19 protein-coding genes are annotated in these 15,829 nt (G+C 32.7%); 10 read left to right on the top strand and 9 right to left on the bottom strand.

What is annotated here, in order from left to right; all coding sequences use genetic code 11:
- Nucleotides 1-343 precede the first annotated feature (343 nt).
- Nucleotides 344-2,167, top strand: coding sequence for a hypothetical protein (locus A9601_RS15420; RefSeq protein WP_011818761.1), 1,824 nt, complete (start codon nt 344-346; stop codon nt 2,165-2,167).
- 15 nt (nt 2,168-2,182) lie between these two features.
- Here A9601_RS15420 and A9601_RS15415 read toward each other — a convergent pair whose 3' ends face one another.
- Both A9601_RS15415 and A9601_RS15410 read right to left on the bottom strand, forming a co-directional pair.
- Nucleotides 2,183-2,434: a 2Fe-2S iron-sulfur cluster-binding protein gene (locus tag A9601_RS15415; protein ID WP_011818760.1), complete on the bottom strand. Its 252-nt coding sequence runs from the start codon at nt 2,432-2,434 to the stop codon at nt 2,183-2,185.
- Nucleotides 2,431-3,960, bottom strand: coding sequence for a cobyric acid synthase (locus A9601_RS15410; RefSeq protein WP_041484551.1), 1,530 nt, complete (start codon nt 3,958-3,960; stop codon nt 2,431-2,433). Before A9601_RS15410 ends, A9601_RS15415 begins: the two co-directional genes overlap by 4 nt.
- 66 nt (nt 3,961-4,026) lie before the next feature.
- Between A9601_RS15410 and A9601_RS15405 the strand changes: the two genes are divergently transcribed.
- Entirely contained in the window at nt 4,027-4,638 is a 612-nt protein-coding gene (locus A9601_RS15405) for a nucleoside triphosphate pyrophosphatase (RefSeq protein WP_011818758.1), read from the top strand.
- Between the two features lie 60 nt (nt 4,639-4,698).
- On the opposite strand, the gene psbC is transcribed toward A9601_RS15405, so the two are convergent.
- Together psbC and psbD are read right to left on the bottom strand one after the other, a co-directional pair.
- Nucleotides 4,699-6,081, bottom strand: a complete 1,383-nt coding sequence (gene psbC, locus A9601_RS15400) for a photosystem II reaction center protein CP43 (protein WP_011818757.1) — start codon at nt 6,079-6,081, stop codon at nt 4,699-4,701.
- Nucleotides 6,065-7,141 (bottom strand): photosystem II D2 protein (photosystem q(a) protein), encoded by a 1,077-nt coding sequence (gene psbD, locus A9601_RS15395; RefSeq protein ID WP_002807316.1) that lies wholly within the window; start codon nt 7,139-7,141, stop codon nt 6,065-6,067. The genes psbC and psbD overlap by 17 nt, the downstream gene beginning before the upstream one ends.
- Before the next feature lie 182 nt (nt 7,142-7,323).
- Between psbD and A9601_RS15390 the strand changes: the two genes are divergently transcribed.
- Nucleotides 7,324-7,881, top strand: a complete 558-nt coding sequence (locus A9601_RS15390) for a photosystem I assembly protein Ycf4 (RefSeq protein ID WP_011818756.1) — start codon at nt 7,324-7,326, stop codon at nt 7,879-7,881.
- Between the two features lie 47 nt (nt 7,882-7,928).
- Complete coding sequence (locus A9601_RS15385) at nt 7,929-8,534, top strand: peptidylprolyl isomerase (protein ID WP_011818755.1); 606 nt, start codon at nt 7,929-7,931, stop codon at nt 8,532-8,534.
- Here the strand turns inward: A9601_RS15385 and ilvN are convergent.
- Nucleotides 8,531-9,055 (bottom strand): acetolactate synthase small subunit, encoded by a 525-nt coding sequence (ilvN, locus tag A9601_RS15380; protein ID WP_011818754.1) that lies wholly within the window; start codon nt 9,053-9,055, stop codon nt 8,531-8,533. The genes A9601_RS15385 and ilvN overlap by 4 nt on opposite strands.
- 3 nt (nt 9,056-9,058) lie before the next feature.
- Entirely contained in the window at nt 9,059-10,000 is a 942-nt protein-coding gene (locus tag A9601_RS15375) for an alpha/beta fold hydrolase (RefSeq protein WP_011818753.1), read from the bottom strand.
- Between the two features lie 94 nt (nt 10,001-10,094).
- Between A9601_RS15375 and petM the strand changes: the two genes are divergently transcribed.
- From petM to infA, 4 genes are all read left to right on the top strand, one after another.
- Nucleotides 10,095-10,193: a cytochrome b6-f complex subunit PetM gene (gene petM, locus A9601_RS15370; protein WP_011132786.1), complete on the top strand. Its 99-nt coding sequence runs from the start codon at nt 10,095-10,097 to the stop codon at nt 10,191-10,193.
- Between the two features lie 57 nt (nt 10,194-10,250).
- A complete protein-coding gene (locus A9601_RS15365; protein ID WP_011818752.1) occupies nt 10,251-11,213 on the top strand; it encodes an NAD(P)H-binding protein in 963 nt (320 codons plus the stop codon).
- Nucleotides 11,214-11,267: 54 nt separating this feature from the next.
- Nucleotides 11,268-11,480, top strand: a complete 213-nt coding sequence (locus tag A9601_RS15360; RefSeq protein ID WP_002807551.1) for a hypothetical protein — start codon at nt 11,268-11,270, stop codon at nt 11,478-11,480.
- A 92-nt stretch (nt 11,481-11,572) separates the two neighbouring features.
- Nucleotides 11,573-11,839 carry a translation initiation factor IF-1 gene (gene infA / locus A9601_RS15355; protein ID WP_011818751.1) on the top strand — a complete coding sequence of 89 codons (267 nt, stop codon included), beginning with the start codon at nt 11,573-11,575 and terminating at the stop codon, nt 11,837-11,839.
- A gap of 9 nt (nt 11,840-11,848) precedes the next feature.
- Here the strand turns inward: infA and trxB are convergent, their stop codons facing one another.
- The 3 genes from trxB to A9601_RS15340 all read right to left on the bottom strand — a co-directional run bounded on the left by trxB (nt 11,849) and on the right by A9601_RS15340 (nt 14,262).
- The gene (gene trxB / locus A9601_RS15350) at nt 11,849-13,225 is read right to left on the bottom strand and encodes a thioredoxin-disulfide reductase (protein WP_011818750.1); all 1,377 of its coding nucleotides are present in this window, start codon (nt 13,223-13,225) and stop codon (nt 11,849-11,851) included.
- Nucleotides 13,226-13,304: 79 nt separating this feature from the next.
- Nucleotides 13,305-13,529, bottom strand: a complete 225-nt coding sequence (locus A9601_RS15345; protein WP_011818749.1) for a hypothetical protein — start codon at nt 13,527-13,529, stop codon at nt 13,305-13,307.
- A 154-nt stretch (nt 13,530-13,683) separates the two neighbouring features.
- The gene (locus A9601_RS15340) at nt 13,684-14,262 is read right to left on the bottom strand and encodes a hypothetical protein (protein WP_011818748.1); all 579 of its coding nucleotides are present in this window, start codon (nt 14,260-14,262) and stop codon (nt 13,684-13,686) included.
- 127 nt (nt 14,263-14,389) lie between these two features.
- Here A9601_RS15340 and A9601_RS15335 point away from each other — a divergent pair, with 127 nt between their 5' ends.
- On the top strand, nt 14,390-15,520 hold the full coding sequence (locus A9601_RS15335) for a Re/Si-specific NAD(P)(+) transhydrogenase subunit alpha (RefSeq protein WP_011818747.1): 1,131 nt from the start codon (nt 14,390-14,392) through the stop codon (nt 15,518-15,520).
- 12 nt (nt 15,521-15,532) lie between these two features.
- On the top strand, nt 15,533-15,826 hold the full coding sequence (locus A9601_RS15330; protein WP_011818746.1) for an NAD(P) transhydrogenase subunit alpha: 294 nt from the start codon (nt 15,533-15,535) through the stop codon (nt 15,824-15,826).
- Nucleotides 15,827-15,829: the final 3 nt, after the last annotated feature.

The raw sequence follows: 15,829 nt of genomic DNA, 5'->3' as shown, positions 1-15,829 counted from the left end.
TATTTAGATAGTTATATTAAAGCCTCTTCAAGAATCAAAAAAGGTTACTTTAATAAATAAATTTCAAGGCTCAGTTTTTTATTGAATTTTTTTCTTTGTTTTTATAATTTGGAATGTTTAGTGAAAATTATTATTAGAGACTTCTTAACTAAATCAATATTTTATTTAAATTTTACTCCTCTTTATTGGTTTATTGGCAGATGAATTTAGACAAAAATATAGAACAATTGAAAGATTAGTTTTTTACCTGGTAAGTCAATTTCTTTAGAAGCTTGAGATTGATCGATGTTGTTAACATTGCTTATAATTAAGAAAATACGTATCAAATCTAAGAAGTTTTTAAATGAGGTTGATTTTTTATATATTTTTAATTAGTCAATTCTTAAATTTTCTTGGAGTATTTGCAGAAAAAGTTAAAGAAGACTCGTCTGGATTAAATTCGGTTAACTGGACAAAGGTGGATGAAAATAAACGTAAACCATTGAAAAAGATTATCTGGAAATCTTACAAGAATGATGAATTTTATTTTGGGGATCAAAAACGACAAGGTTCAATTATAAATAAGACTAAATTATCAAACGAAGAAAGAAAATATGAATCCTCAAAAAAATCAGTTTCTTCTATTATTGAAATCGAACCTTTTTTGCCACTTAATAATTTTCTTGATAATGGCAACTATCAAACCTCTATTAGGTGGAAATCATCTTTTGAAGGAGGTGTATCGGGAGGAACTGGGCAACAAAACCCTGCATTTATTTTTGATTATGGTATTTCAGATTCTTCACTCATGACTGTATATTTTGCTGAGGCTGATGATGATTTATACAATCTTATTGATGGTCAAAAAGTAAATTACAATTGGCAAAACTATGCTATTTCATTTAAGAAAGAATTATTAAATGGCGATGTAAATAGCTTAAGAGTTTCCATAGTACCAACCATTGAGTATTGGAGGCAAGCTAGCGGAACTAAAGACTCTAAAAGTATTTTTAATCAAAAAGACAGTTTAAATGGAAGAGATAGATTTGATAATTTGATTGGGTCATTGTCCTTGCCAATATCAAAAAAATTAAATGAAAATTTAACTGCTTTAATTGTTCCTGGCATTAATTTCTTGCCTGAAAAGTTAGGTTCAAAAGGGATTGGTAAAAACGCGTATGGTAATAATTTCTATATTGGAAGTGGTCTTGTCTTTGATGTTGCTAAAGATCTTAATCTTCTTTTCTCATATACAACCCCTTTAGGGCCAGGAAATAATTATTTTGACAGCGATTTGAAATACTCTAGAAAGCCTATTTATAGTATTGGTTTAGGATGGGATATTAATCCCAAAATTGGAATTGAAGGAAAAATAACAAACTCCTTTGGTGCAACTCCATCTACTGGACTATTAACTATCCCATCAGATGATCTGGCACTTTATTCTGCCAAAATTACTTATAAACCTTATGAAAAAAATACCTACCTTACTCCGTTAATAAAAAGAGATAAATCTATTAGAAATGGTGGAATTACAGTAAATAATGCCTTGTTACCAAAAGCGGGAACTTCACAAATTAAATTTAACTATGATAGCAAAGGTAATTTGTTTGGTTTTTATGGTTATTCTTTATCAAATATTTTTCAATTAGAGCTTTTAAGTATTGGTAGTTTTAATGATTTGAACTTTAGTAAAAGTAAAAATTCAAATCTATATTCAACCTACTTAGGTGAAAATAATCTTAATTATCGATTAGGTGGCAAGCTTTTAATATTTAGTCCCCAAAAAAATGACCTTTATTGGCTCACATTTAGATCATCTGTTGGAAGAAATGACGATAGTAATCAAGGGTATTTATTTACAGAATTTATAAATACTTTTAGATTAAATAATTGGTTGGCATTTAATATAAGTCCTAAATACTTTTTTAGTGGAGTGGAAAGTTTTGGGGGGATAGGCTTTTCAAGTTATATAAATTTATCAGATAATTTGATGCTTATCCCAGAAATAAATACTTCAATTAAAAACGATTCTGATTTTAATTCAACTCTCGCATTGAGATATTCTCTTTCTCCTGAAAAGTCATTAGATTTATATTATTCCAATGCTGTAGGAGTTCAAGATATAGGACAAATTCTTAAAAATGAAGAATATACGTTTGGAATTAATTTGAATTTTTTATATTAAAAAAGAATATAAGATTTAGCTTTCCCAAAAGGGATCTGTAGTTAAAGAAACTTTTAATAGACTTTTTTTATTGCTTTTAATATCGCTTATACAAGCCCTTATCGTTTTACCATTTACATCTATCTCACAGGCACCGCAACTACCTGTTAAGCAGCCAGTTGGAATTTCTAAACCTGCTTTTTCTGCAGTTGAGAACCAATCATCTCCCTCAGAAGCATAGGTCTCGTTATTATTTGCCCATAGAATTTTAATTTTTTTATCTTTCAATTTAGTAATGATGTGATATTTAGATGTTTATCAAATTCGTTGGCAAGATTATCAATAATTGATTCTCTTTTCTTTTTATAAGATATTGATTTTTTATTGAATATTGGTAAATTTTTACTTTTCCTTATTAAATTTATATATTGATCTCTCCAATTATCATTTTCAAAGATCCCGTGAATGTATGTACCTGCGATAGTTCCACCTTCCTTTTTTTCAGTATACCAACCAAGATCTAAATCCTTAAAAATAGGCCTAATCTTTAATAAGTTTTCACTTTCTACTAATTCAGTTTTGCCGTTGTGAATTTCGAATCCATTAATTTTTGAGTGGCATGGCCATAAAGATTCGGAGCTGATTTGTCTGGTCAATTTTTTCTCAAAGAAAGTGGTTTTTAATGGCAGTAATCCAATTCCTTTAATTTTTTGTTCTAAACAACTTTTTGACCCCTCTTTGAAAAAAGGATCTTCAAGTGATGTCCCTAACATTTGTAAACCTCCACAAATACCAATAATATTTCCTTTATTGTTTGAGTATTCTTTTATGTCCTGAGATAAACCACTTTCTTTGAGATAAATTTGATCTTTAATAGTTTGCTTACTTCCAGGAAGGATAATAAAATCGAACTTTTTTAAGTTTTGGGATTCTCTTACCCATTCAATTAGTATTGATTTTTCATTTTCTAATGGATCAAAATCTGAAAAATTGCTTATAGATGGTAATTTTATAATTCCTACTTTTATCTCGGCAGTTGTGTGACGAGATTTTTTTTCTAATAAATCTAGTGAATCTTCTGGAGGAAATGAGTCATTTAGCCATGGAATAATTCCAATGATGGGAATTTGAGTTTTACTTTCTATCCATTTTTTCCCCTCTGCAAATAATGAAAGGTCTCCTCTGAATCTATTTATAATTATCCCCTTAATAAGTTTTTTTTCTTCAGGTTTCATTAATTCAAGCGTTCCTATTATTTGGGCAAATACACCCCCTCTTTCAATATCAGTAACTAAAATGCAATTTGCATTTAAATACTTAGCAACTCTTAAATTAGTAAGATCTCTATGAATCAAATTCATTTCTACTGGACTTCCAGCACCTTCGATAATTAAACGGCAATTTGGGGTTTTTTCATAAATAGAACTTAGACTTTTTTTAATTACTTCCCAACCTGGAATAAACCAATCTTTGTAGTAATTTGAGGCAGTTGTTATTCCTATACTTTTGCCAAGGTGAATCACCTCGCTTATTGAGTTTCCTTGTGGTTTTAATAAAATGGGATTCATCTCTGCAGAGGGATTAATACCACAAGCAAAAGCTTGAAGTGCTTGTGAATATGCCATCTCTCCACCTTCCCAATCAACCCAAGCATTGTTACTCATATTTTGTCCTTTAAAAGGTATTGGTTCTTCTCCTAAATTTTTAAGAATCCTGCAAATAGCAGTAACCGTTAACGATTTCCCTGCTCCACTGGAAGTACCTAAGACCATTATTGGTTTCCTTATTTCATGTAATTTTGCTTCTAACTCCATTAGTAATTTATATTAATTTTAAAATTTATTAATTATTAAATTGAATTATAATTTGGTAAAAAATTTGTGTTAATTCTAGCCTCTGCTTCTCAATCTAGAAAGAAATTACTAGAAAATTGTCAAATCGAATTTATCCAAATAGCAAGTAAATTTGATGAAACTACTATTCAAGAAAAGAATATATTTAATTTAGCTTTGGAATTATCTTTTCAAAAGGCTAATAGTTTATCTGAAAATATTCAAAACTTATCATTGCCCGAAGAATTTAATTATGGAACTATGGAAATACTTGGGTGCGATTCAATTTTTGAATTTAAAGGAGAAGCTTATGGAAAACCATCTAACAAAGAGGAGGCATTTATTAGATGGAAAAAAATGTCTGGAGAATTTGGATTTTTACATACTGGTCATACTCTAATAATTGGGAATTTTGATTCAACTTCCAATATTTTTAAAATCACTGAAATAATAAAAAAAACAGTAAGTTCAAGAGTTTATTTTTCTAATTTGGAGGATTGGGAAATCAAGAGTTATGTAGATACAAATGAACCTTTATATTGCGCAGGAGGATTTGCCTTGGAAGGTATTGGTGGCAAATATATAGAAAAAATAGAGGGTTGTTTTAGTAATGTAATGGGTTTAAGTTTGCCATGGCTCAGAGAAAATTTATATAGATAATAAAATTGAGCAAAAAAAACCCTATCTAAAGATAGGGCTTTTTTAAAGATGAAATAGAAATTAATCTAGATCAGGCATTTCTAGAGCTGGTTCACTCTTTCTGTCGATTCCTTTCTCGAAACCAGCAGCGGCAGCTCTAGCACGTCCAGCATGCCAAAGATGACCGATAAATGTAAACCATCCTAGGAAGAATTGAGCTGCAGCTAACCATTGTCTTAGGTTAACGAAGTTAACAGCATTTGGCTCTGTAATGATTCCACCAACAGAGTTGATAGAAGCGTTAGGAGCATGAGTCATATATTCAGCTGCTCTTCTTACCTGCCAAGGCTGAATATCATTTTGAATTTTCTCAAGGCTCAAACCATTAGGACCTCTTAAAGGCTCTAACCATGGACCTCTGAAATCCCAAAATCTCATTGTTTCACCACCAAATATAATTTCACCAGTAGGAGATCTCATGAGATACTTACCTAGACCTGTTGGTCCCATTGTTGAACCTACGTTAGCTCCAATTCTTTGGTCTCTCACTAGGAAAGTAAAGCTTTGAGCCTGTGAAGCTTCAGCATTTGTTGGGCCATAAAATTCTGAAGGGTAAGCAGTATTGTTAAACCAAATGAATGTTGAAGCAATGAAACTTGCTACACAAATTCCACCAAGAGCATAACTTAATAGTCCTTCACCATTCCAGATGAATGCTCTTCTTGCCCATCCAAAGGGTTTTGTGAAGATATGGAATATTCCTCCAATAATTGCAGTAATACCCACGTAAACGTGTCCACCAACAATATCTTCGATGGAGTTGACACCGATTATTGAACCAGCTCCTCCCCATGGAGATCTAAATAGATAACCAAGAATAACTCTCGGATCTAAAGTTGGATTAACAAGTCTGACTTCACCACCACCAGGTGCCCATGTGTCATATGCACCGCCAATAAAACACCAGTTAACTGACCATGCTAATGCACCTACACCTAATACAATCAAATGATATCCAAGAATATTTGTCATTTGATTTTTATCTCTCCAATCGGTGGAGAAAAATGGAAAATCTTCTTCAAGTTTTTCTGGGCCTGCTAATGAATGGTAAATACCACCAAAACCAAGAACAGCAGAAGCTATCAAATGAACCACGCCTGCTTGGAAGAAAGGCATGATATCAGTAACTTCACCACCTGGGCCTATCCCGTAGCCAAACATTGCAACGTGTGGCATACAGATTAAACCTTGCTCCCACATTGGTTTATCAAAAGTGAAATGATTAACCTCAAAGAGCATCATTGCTCCCGCCCAAAAGACTATTAGTCCAGAGTGAGCAATGTGAGCTCCCAATAAACGTCCAGATAAATTGATTAATCTAGCGTTGCCTACATACCAGGCATAACCAGTTTCCTCAATACTTTGGTTTGGAGCTCTTAATAAATTATTAAAGGGCGTTTCCACGTGGAAGAACCTCCTCAGGGAATACAAAGTTTTCGTGTGGTTGATCCACAGAAGACATCCATGCTCGCATACCTTCGTTCAAAAGTATATTTTTTGTATAGAAAGTTTCAAATTCTGGATCTTCTGCTGCACGAATTTCTTGGCTTACGAAATCATAAGCTCTTAAGTTTAGTGCTAAGCCGACGATACCAATTGAAGATGTCCACATACCCATTACAGGTACAAATAGCATCAAGAAATGTAAGAAACGCTTGTTTGAGAAAGCAATACCGAAGATTTGACTCCAGAATCTATTCGCTGTAATCATTGAATAAGTTTCTTCTTCTTGAGTTGGGTCAAAAGCTCTAAATGTTGAACTTTGAACCTTACCATCTGTATAAATACTTGTATCTTCATACAAAGTGTTTTGTACTGTAGCTCCATGAATAGCGCAAAGTAGAGCACCACCAAGAATTCCAGCAACACCCATCATGTGAAATGGATTTAAAGTAATATTATGAAAACCTTGAATGAACAGAATGTAACGGAAGATTGCTGCAACACCGAATGAAGGTGCGAAGAACCAACTATGCTGTCCTAAAGGATAAATAAGGAAAATACTTGTAAATACTGCAATTACTGCTGAGAATGCTAAAGCGTTGTAAGGTCTAATTCCAACAAGGCCAGCAATTTCAAACTGACGAAGCATAAAACCAATAAGGCCAAATACTCCATGTAATGCAACGAAGTTCCAAAGACCACCAAGCTGTAGCCATCTTACGAAACTACCTTGGGCTTCAGGACCCCATAAAAATAGAAGACTGTGTCCCATGGCATCACCAGGGGTACTTACAGCTGCTGTTAAAAAGTTACAACCTTCAAGGTATGAGCTTGCAACTCCATGTGTGTACCAAGAGGTAACAAATGTTGTTCCGACGAACCAACCACCTATAGCAAGATATGCACAAGGAAGTAGGAGTAGTCCGGACCAACCAATAAATACAAAGCGGTCGCGCTTCAACCAATCATCAAGGACATCAAACCATCCTCTTTGTGGGGCGCTACCAACTGCGATCGTCATGAGAAATCGTTTTTAGCTTCGGGATACGCAGTGACTGTAACAAAGATTGAGAGTAATGTGGGGAAATATTTGTATATCTGAAATGCCTTGTAAAGCTTTCCTGACTTTTTTATTAAAAATTAGGTAAGAATACTCCCTTAGTTTGTTAAATTATCTGAATTAGGCTCTAAAAAAAGATAAAAATGAATTCAGACCTCACGTCATTCGATAAAATCGAACAAAAAATTGGTGGATCAAGAAAAATTTCAAATTATATTATTGGAGGGATGTTGACTATAGGAGGTATTGGTTTTCTTTTGGCCTCTATATCTAGCTACACAGGAAGGGATTTATTACCTTTAGGAAATCCTTCAACTTTGTTGTTTATACCTCAAGGAATAATAATGGGAGCATACGGAGTAATAGCTAATTTATTAAATTTTTACTTGTGGTATTTGGTTTACATAAACTTTGGTTCAGGAAGTAATTATTTTGATAAATCATCAAAATCTGTAGAAATAAAAAGAAAGGGATTATTTAAAGATGTTGAAGTTAAATTAAATTTTGATGAAATTAAATCTGTAAAGTTGGATATAAGTGAGGGATTTAATCCTAGAAGAAGAATTGCTCTAGTATTAAAAGGTAGAAAAAAACCTCTCCCTCTAAGCGGTGCGGGTGAACTAAAACCATTGCTTCAGGTTGAAGAAGAAGGAGCTCGTCTAGCTAAATTTTTAGATGTTAATTTGGAGGGCCTAAAATAAAAAAAAAATATTTTTTAAAAACATTATCTCTTATACAGGTTTTGTTTTTGGTTCAAGCATGTAGTTATAAAAGTAAGATTGATCCAAATTATTACTGCCAAAAACTTAAATTTAGTTGTATTCAGAGCAATAAAGTAGTTAGTTTTAAAACTTCAAAAGGTGATTTTGCGGTAAAATTATTTGGTAAAGATAACCCAGTAACAGTATCAAATTTTCTGGAAAACATAGAAAATAATATTTATGTAAATCAAAAATTTTATAAAATAATAAACTACCCCCAAATAAGATTTATACATGGCGGCGTTAATCCGGAAAATAAATTTTATACAGAACGACAACAAAACCTGAATAAGAAAAGTCCAACAATACCTTTAGAAATAAAATTCAAAGAAGAAGTAAAACCGAGATACAACTATCAAATAAAAAATCCTATTGAAACAGTAAATTTAGTTAATACTTTTGAGAGTGGATCAATCGCTATGGTTAAAAGTGGAAAGGATAAGTCTTCATCTACTGAATTTTTTTTTGTAACGACTAAGATCCCAGAACTAGATGGAAGATATTCGATTTTTGGAAAGATTATTAAAGGATTAGACGTACTCGAAAAAATAAATAAAGAAGACTACATTAAGGCAGTCCAGATTTCTAATTAAATTTCTAGAGAATATTTATTTATTTTCAACATTTCTGTATTAACTCCTGAAGAGCGTTTAAGAGCTACCTTACCAGTCCTCGCTATTTCAAGGATGCCGTATGGCTCGAGTAATTTCTCTAGAGCAACTAACTTCCCAGGATCTCCAACTACCTCGAGAGTTAAGGCCATATCTGATACATCAACAACTTTTGCACGGAAGATCTGTACTATATCAAGGATATTACTCCTAGTATCTTCTTTCGATGAAACTTTTAGTAACATCAATTCCCTTTCAACAGCTGCGAGATTAGTAAAATCTACGACTCCCAGAACATTAAATAACTTATTAAGTTGCTTAGTCATTTGTTGAAGAGTTTCATCATCTCCCTCTACTACCATTGTTAACCTTGAAATACCTTTAGATTCTGCAGGTCCTACTGCAAGGCTATCTATGTTGAATCCTCTTCTAGCGAAGAGACCTGAGATTCTACTCAAGGCTCCAGATTCATCTTCTACAAGAACTGATAATGTATGTTTCATATTTTAAAAGGTTTTTAAATCTCTAATCCATTCATAAGAAACTCTATTGAATACTGAAGGGTCTTCATCATGGATACAATGCCCTGAATTGGATATTATTTTTAATTTTACCCATCTATGGAAATTTGCAATCTTTTTACCAACAAACAAAGGTATGAAATTATCTTTTTCACCCCAAATTAATAAAAAAGGAACTTTTTTTGAGGCGCTAAGTTTTCTCAAAAGGTAAGAAGCTTTAAATTTTTCATCTCTAGAAGACATTCCAATACACATTGCTCTTAATGATCTAGCTGAAGTTCTCCTTAAAACTGGTTTTGTTACCAAATCTATTAGTTCGCGATCAATATTATCTTTTTTAAAATAGGCAGAATTTAGTCCCAGTTTAATAACCCCTAATTTAGTTATTAAAAATAAAATAATCTCCAAAGGGAAAAACAAAAAAAATATCGTTATGAATCTATCTTGAAATTTCTTAAATGATGATTTTTTTGTTATGGACTGTTTATATTCTTGAATTTGATCTGGCAAAGGCGATGCAATAACTGTTGCAATCTGATCCTCTAATGAAACAGCACATGTTAAAGCAACTAGTGATCCAAGGGAATTGCCAATAAGAATTACTTTCCCAGAATTCTTTGGTCTTATTACCTGTGCAATAAAGTCTTTCACTTGATCACCCCAAATCTCATTATTTAATTTTCCGATTTGTCTAATCCCGGGTTGATCTGAATCCCCAAATCCTATTAAATCCAAAGAATAAGAGGCAAAATTCTTTTTCGCAAAATACTCTAAATTGTTTCTCCAATGTTTTCGACTTGCTCCAAATCCATGGAGAAAGATAATTGGAATCTCATTTTCTTCGCCTGTAACACTCCAACAAATTTTAAAACCTTTCCAATTCCAGTAATTAGGAATGTTTATATTTTTTTTAAAATTATTATCCATATATTCAAAAAATTTTCAAGATATTTGAATTATCTACATTTTTAACAAATAAATGTATTTTGAATGTAAATTATAGTAATCATTCAATTTTACTATGGCTAAAGAAATTTTTAGTATTGCAGCAGTTTTTTGGATACTGATACCAATAGGATTAGTAGGTGGTGCTTTGTTATTAAAGTTTCAGGGAGACTGATTCTCACGGATACATCACAATTTGAGTTATGGTCTTAAAGTTAAGTAAATCTTAAGTATGAAGATTCTTTTAGTAGGAGCAACAGGGACACTTGGTAGACAAATAGCAAAGCAAGCTATAGAAGAGGGACATGAAGTAAGATGCTTTGTAAGAAATCCAAGAAAAGCTTCCTTTCTACAAGAATGGGGTTGTGAGCTAACAAAAGGTAATTTATTAAATTCTTCTGATATCGAATATGCATTGCAAGATATTGAAGTAGTTATTGATGCAGCGACTAGTAGGCCAGATGATCCTAAAAGTATTTATGAAATTGATTGGGATGGAAAACTTAACTTATTCAATGCTTGCGAATCTTTAAACGTAAAAAGGGTAATATTCCTTTCTATCCTCCTAACAGAAAAGTTTAGAAATGTTCCTTTAATGGACATTAAATTTTGCACTGAAAAACTTCTTGAAAAATCTGATTTAGACTATACAATCTTCAAATGTGCAGCTTTTATGCAAGGAGTTATTGGTCAATTCGCAATCCCAATCTTGGATAGTCAAGCAGTGTGGATGAGTGGAACTCCAACTAAAATTGCTTATATGAATACGCAAGATATGGCGAAAGTTGTTGTAGCAGCAGTAAATAATCCAAAAACTCACAGAACATCATTGCCACTAGTAGGTCCCAAAGCATGGGATTCAAATGAAGTTATATCTTTATGTGAAAAATTTAGTGAAAAAAAAGCGAAAATTTTTAGAGTTTCCCCTTTCCTTATTAGTGTCACTCAAAAAGTAGTTTCCTTTTTTCAAGATTCTCTTAATGTTGCTGAGCGATTGGCTTTTGCTGAAGTAACTAGTAGTGGTGAATCATTAGATGCTGACATGAGCAAAACTTACGAAATATTAGAACTTAAAAAAGAAGATATGACATCACTAGAGAGTTATATAAAGGAGTACTACCAACAAATTCTTAAGAGATTAAGAGAAATGGAAGCAGATCTAAATATTGAAGAAAAAAAGAGATTACCTTTTTAATATTGCAATTTTAGACTTATATAGTATATTTGTACTAAATAAAATTACTGATCTATGTCTGTTTCTAAGTCTAAAAATCTTGAACGAAAACTAGATAATTTTGCAAAAGAAGCAAAAAATGAATTGAATAATGTTTGCGGATCTTCATTATGGGAAAGCCTTGGCTTTGTTTTTTTTGATCAATTAGAAGATTCTGAAAAAATTGCAAAAGCTAATTTTTACTATGGTCAACTTCAAATAATTAATGAAATTAAATTTTCAATTTGAATTGAATTCTATATTGTTACGTATGTAATTTTTCTTAAATCAATTTTGGCCAATCTTTTTCTGATAATATGAATGTAGTAAAAGATTAATTAATGATTGAAACTTCAGGAGTAATAGAAAAAGAGCAGGGAAATGGATTTTATTTGGTTACCTTGGAACAGCCTGAAGGACATCAATGTTTATGTAGAGCTGCTGGTAAATTGACTAAATTTAGAATTAAATTATTAGCTGGAGACAAAGTGTTAGTTGAGATAAGTCCTTATGATCTTTCTAGAGGAAGGATAACTTATAGAGAAAGAAATGCAGGGGGTTCTAAACCCACAACTAATAAAAATAACCCCAAGAGGAATAATAAGTAACCAGTTATTTTAGATAATATTTTTTATTGCTTCTTTAAACTCACTTCTTTGTTTAACACCTTGCCATTGCTTTTTTAATAATTTTTCTTTAAAAAGTTGAACTGTTGGTGTGCCGTTAATACCAGCTTGTTTTGCAATATTTTGATCTTTATCAATATCTATTTCAACCCCAAGCACTGCACCATCAAGTTCTTTGATTACCCTTTTTAATTGAGGTTTTAATACATGGCATGGGCCACAACTTGGGGAACTAAAAATTACCAAGATAGGTTTTTTACTCTCGTGATAAAGTTTCCTTAATGCATAACTGCCTTTTTGCCATTCAGAATTTGAATCGAAAGTATCTTCATTAACTTCTTCTTCATTAAAGTCTGATGAATTAAGTTTTTTTTCTGGTTCGGGTGTTTCTCTGACTATGGTTTTTGCTAAGTTTTTCTCTGCTAGCCACCTTTCGGTAGCTAATGCTGCCATGCATCCAGTTCCTGCAGCTGTAACTCCTTGTCTCCACTCAGAATCAACAACATCACCTGCTGCAAAAATGCCTTCAATAGATGTTTCTGGTCTTCCTGATTTGCAAGCAATATAACCTTTATTATCTAAATCAATTTTGTTGTCTAAGAACTTCGTATTTGGTGTGTGTCCTATCGCATAAAAAAGACCTTTTATATTGATTTCTCCTTTACCTTCCTGAGAGTGAATAGTTTCTATTTTCTCAAGCCATTCAAAACCATCAGCTTTATTAACTTTTGTGTTCCAATGGATTTCTATCTTTGGATTAGCTTTTACTCTATCAACCATTGCTGCGCTAGCCCTTAATTTTTCTGATCTGACAATTAAATGAACCTTGCTGCCATACTTTGTGAGGTATGCTGCTTCTTCACATGCAGAGTCTCCTCCTCCTATAACAGCTAATTCTTCATCTCTGAATTGTGGAGTTGCTCCATCACAGATTGCACAAGCACTTATTCCTTTACTCCAGAATTTATCTTCATTTATCACTCCTAATCTATTTGCACTTGCTCCAGTTGCAATAATAATTGAGTTAGTTTTTATAGTCCCTTCTAAAGTTTTTAATTCAAAGGGATGTGAATCAGTATTTATTGAGACAACATCACTTTCGTATAAATTAGTACCCCATCTTTCTGCTTGAGCCTTCATAAGATCCATTAATTCAGGACCTAGTACTCCATCTGGGAACCCTGGATAATTTTCAACAAATGTTGTAGTCATTAATTGGCCACCAGGAATTCCACCTGAATTAAATCCTGTTACGAGTAATGGTTGAAGATTTGCTCTTGCGGCATATATTGCAGCGGTATAACCCGCAGGTCCTGAGCCTATGATTACAACATTTTCTACGTTTGAATTGTTCTCTTTATTCTCCATTTATTTGCTAAATTCACTACTTATAATAATAAACAAACCCAAATTATGTAGGGCGGGTTTCACTCGATCGACTTGTTATTTAATCGTTGACTTTTTGGTCTAATAATTTTTTTAATTCCTTTGGGAAGTTTAAAACAGAATCTTTTAAATTTTCGTTCTTTTCTCCAATATGTAATATCCACTCTCTAAATTCTTCTGCAATTGCATAACTGTCTTCATATCTTTCTAGAGTATCCATTGCAGAAATTCTATTAGTTGCCCAACATGTTGCGATGTCAATCCTTTTTCTAATGAAATTTTCCATTGAAATTTAAAAGTTGTATATAGATAAACACATCAAACAGCTTATGTATTGTCTAATAAGTTACAACTTCGTACTTCCAAACAATAATTTAATCTTTAATTTATATTTGAGCCAATTTCTAGATTAAATACAAAGAAAATATAAAGAAATAGAGTTAGACTGCCTCGCTGTGGTTAGCAAGTAGCCTTTCAACTTCCTCAAAACCCTCTTTTGCTGAATTTATTGCAAGTTCCTCGCTAACTTTTTCTTCTGATATTAATTTTTCGGATATTTTCTTTAAAAGAGTTTCTTTCTTTTCTCTTAGTGAACTAACAATTTCTTCTTCAATGATAGACTTTATTGCTTTAGAAATTATTTTTTTATCATTTGCTTCTTCGAATGTGCCTTGAACTAATTCTTGAATAAATAATCGATGAACCTCACTACTCCTTAGAAAGCTTTCTGTGGCATTTATAATTCCTTCAACAAGAGCTTCATCAGGTTCAGAATCATTTTCTGCTAGCTTAAATTCCCAATCTAAATGTCTTCTTTGCCAACCTGCTGAGTGGAGACTAGGCATGACTGTCTGTGAATAAGTATCAACTGACATTTCATAAATTCTCTCTGCTAATTTCTCGCACCAATCTTTACCATGCTTTTCTAGATTTTTCTGCATAGCTTGCCTTGGAACAGCATGACCACCATGATGACTGTGGCACACTCCATCAGGACATTCGATTGCTTTTATACTCATTGGATTATTTAGTACTTATATATTCTAGATAGCTATTTTTTACAGAAAAGAAAATATATTTTTAACAAAAATCCAAGACTTTTGACTTTCTTCAATTTATATTTAGTATGTTAAAAAAATAAATAAATTGACAAAGATACTTATTCCTTCCGAAACAAGCTCTGGTGAAAGGAGAGTTTCAGCCACACCAGAAGCTGTAAAGAAATTAAATAGCCTTGGATGTGATGTTTATATTGAAAGTTCAGCAGGAAAATTATCAGGATTTAGTGACTTATCATATGAAGAATCGGGAGGAACAATAATAAACAACTTAGATCAAAAAATTTGGGGTGAAGCTGACTTAGTATTTTGTGTTCGAACTCCATCAGAGGATAATTTAACTAAGTTAAAGAAAGGTGCTGTTCTTCTTGGTCTTCTTAACCCATATGGTAATAAAGAGCTTCTAAGGATTATAAATAGTAATAAGATTTCAGCTTTATCACTAGAGTTGCTTCCGAGGATTAGTAGAGCTCAATCTTCTGATGTTCTTTCTTCACAGGCTAATATTGCTGGATATAAAGCAGTTCTTTTGGCTGCAAGTGAGTTAGATAGATATTTTCCAATGCTTATGACTGCTGCAGGGACTGTCCAACCTGCAAAAGTAGTGGTTCTTGGTGGAGGAGTTGCAGGATTGCAGGCAGTTGCGACGGCGAAAAGACTTGGAGCAATAGTATTTGTGTCTGATATTAGACCTGCTGTTAAAGAACAAGTAGAGTCCCTCGGAGCAAGATTTATAGAACTTCCTGAAGTAGAGGAAAAGCCAGGAGAGGCAGGAGGTTATGCAAAAGCTGTAACACCAGAATTCCTCTCAAAACAGAAGGCAACTTTAACTAAATATTTATCTGAAGCTGATGTTGCTATATGTACTGCGCAAGTTCTAGGTAAAAAGGCCCCTGTTTTAATAGACTCACCCATGATTGAAAAAATGAGGCCTGGAGCAGTAGTTATTGATTTAGCAGTTTCTCAGGGAGGTAACTGCGAAGGAACAAAATCTAATGAAACTATTATCAAAGATGGGGTAAAACTTATAGGAGCAGGCGAATTACCCTCTTCAGTTCCTTATGATGCAAGTTCACTTTATGCTAAGAATTTAACATCTTTGATTACACCATTTATAAAAGATGGTGTAATTAAATTAGATAAAGAGGATGAACTCATTTCTGGATGTTTATTAAGCGATGAAGGAGTTGTTCTTCAAAATAAAGTTTTTGAAAATTGAGGTTTTAAAATTATGTCTTTTATAAGTCTTCTTTGGGTTCTTTTACTTGGTAGTTTATTAGGTCTCGAGTTAATTGGAAAAGTTCCTCCTACTCTTCACACACCTCTAATGAGTGGAGCAAATGCAATTTCAGGAATAACAATGCTCGCAGCCTTGACTTTAATTGTAAAAGCAGAAGGTAACATACCACTTTTAATTATTGGTTCAGTTTCTCTTGGATTTGCTCTTTTCAACGTTGTAGGTGGTTTCTTTGTAACTGATCGAATGCTCGCGATGTTTAGTCGTAAACCATCAAATAAGAAGTAATTT

The organism is Prochlorococcus marinus str. AS9601 (genome assembly GCF_000015645.1).
Taxonomy (GTDB): Bacteria; Cyanobacteriota; Cyanobacteriia; order PCC-6307; family Cyanobiaceae; genus Prochlorococcus_A; species Prochlorococcus_A marinus_O.
This window is presented reverse-complemented; position numbering and strand designations above follow the sequence as displayed.

Excerpts from the sequence above, each read along its gene's own strand:
- petM (WP_011132786.1), top strand. The coding sequence starts at position 10,095 with ATGGCTAAAGAAATTTTTAGTATTGCAGCAGTTTTTTGGATACTGATA.
- trxB (WP_011818750.1), bottom strand. The coding sequence starts at position 13,225 with ATGGAGAATAAAGAGAACAATTCAAACGTAGAAAATGTTGTAATCATA.
- psbD (WP_002807316.1), bottom strand. The coding sequence starts at position 7,141 with ATGACGATCGCAGTTGGTAGCGCCCCACAAAGAGGATGGTTTGATGTC.
- A9601_RS15340 (WP_011818748.1), bottom strand. The coding sequence starts at position 14,262 with ATGAGTATAAAAGCAATCGAATGTCCTGATGGAGTGTGCCACAGTCAT.
- A9601_RS15365 (WP_011818752.1), top strand. The coding sequence starts at position 10,251 with ATGAAGATTCTTTTAGTAGGAGCAACAGGGACACTTGGTAGACAAATA.
- A9601_RS15360 (WP_002807551.1), top strand. The coding sequence starts at position 11,268 with ATGTCTGTTTCTAAGTCTAAAAATCTTGAACGAAAACTAGATAATTTT.
- A9601_RS15420 (WP_011818761.1), top strand. The coding sequence starts at position 344 with ATGAGGTTGATTTTTTATATATTTTTAATTAGTCAATTCTTAAATTTT.
- A9601_RS15345 (WP_011818749.1), bottom strand. The coding sequence starts at position 13,529 with ATGGAAAATTTCATTAGAAAAAGGATTGACATCGCAACATGTTGGGCA.
- ilvN (WP_011818754.1), bottom strand. The coding sequence starts at position 9,055 with ATGAAACATACATTATCAGTTCTTGTAGAAGATGAATCTGGAGCCTTG.
- A9601_RS15410 (WP_041484551.1), bottom strand. The coding sequence starts at position 3,960 with ATGGAGTTAGAAGCAAAATTACATGAAATAAGGAAACCAATAATGGTC.
- A9601_RS15390 (WP_011818756.1), top strand. The coding sequence starts at position 7,324 with ATGAATTCAGACCTCACGTCATTCGATAAAATCGAACAAAAAATTGGT.
- A9601_RS15375 (WP_011818753.1), bottom strand. The coding sequence starts at position 10,000 with ATGGATAATAATTTTAAAAAAAATATAAACATTCCTAATTACTGGAAT.
- infA (WP_011818751.1), top strand. The coding sequence starts at position 11,573 with ATGATTGAAACTTCAGGAGTAATAGAAAAAGAGCAGGGAAATGGATTT.
- A9601_RS15330 (WP_011818746.1), top strand. The coding sequence starts at position 15,533 with ATGTCTTTTATAAGTCTTCTTTGGGTTCTTTTACTTGGTAGTTTATTA.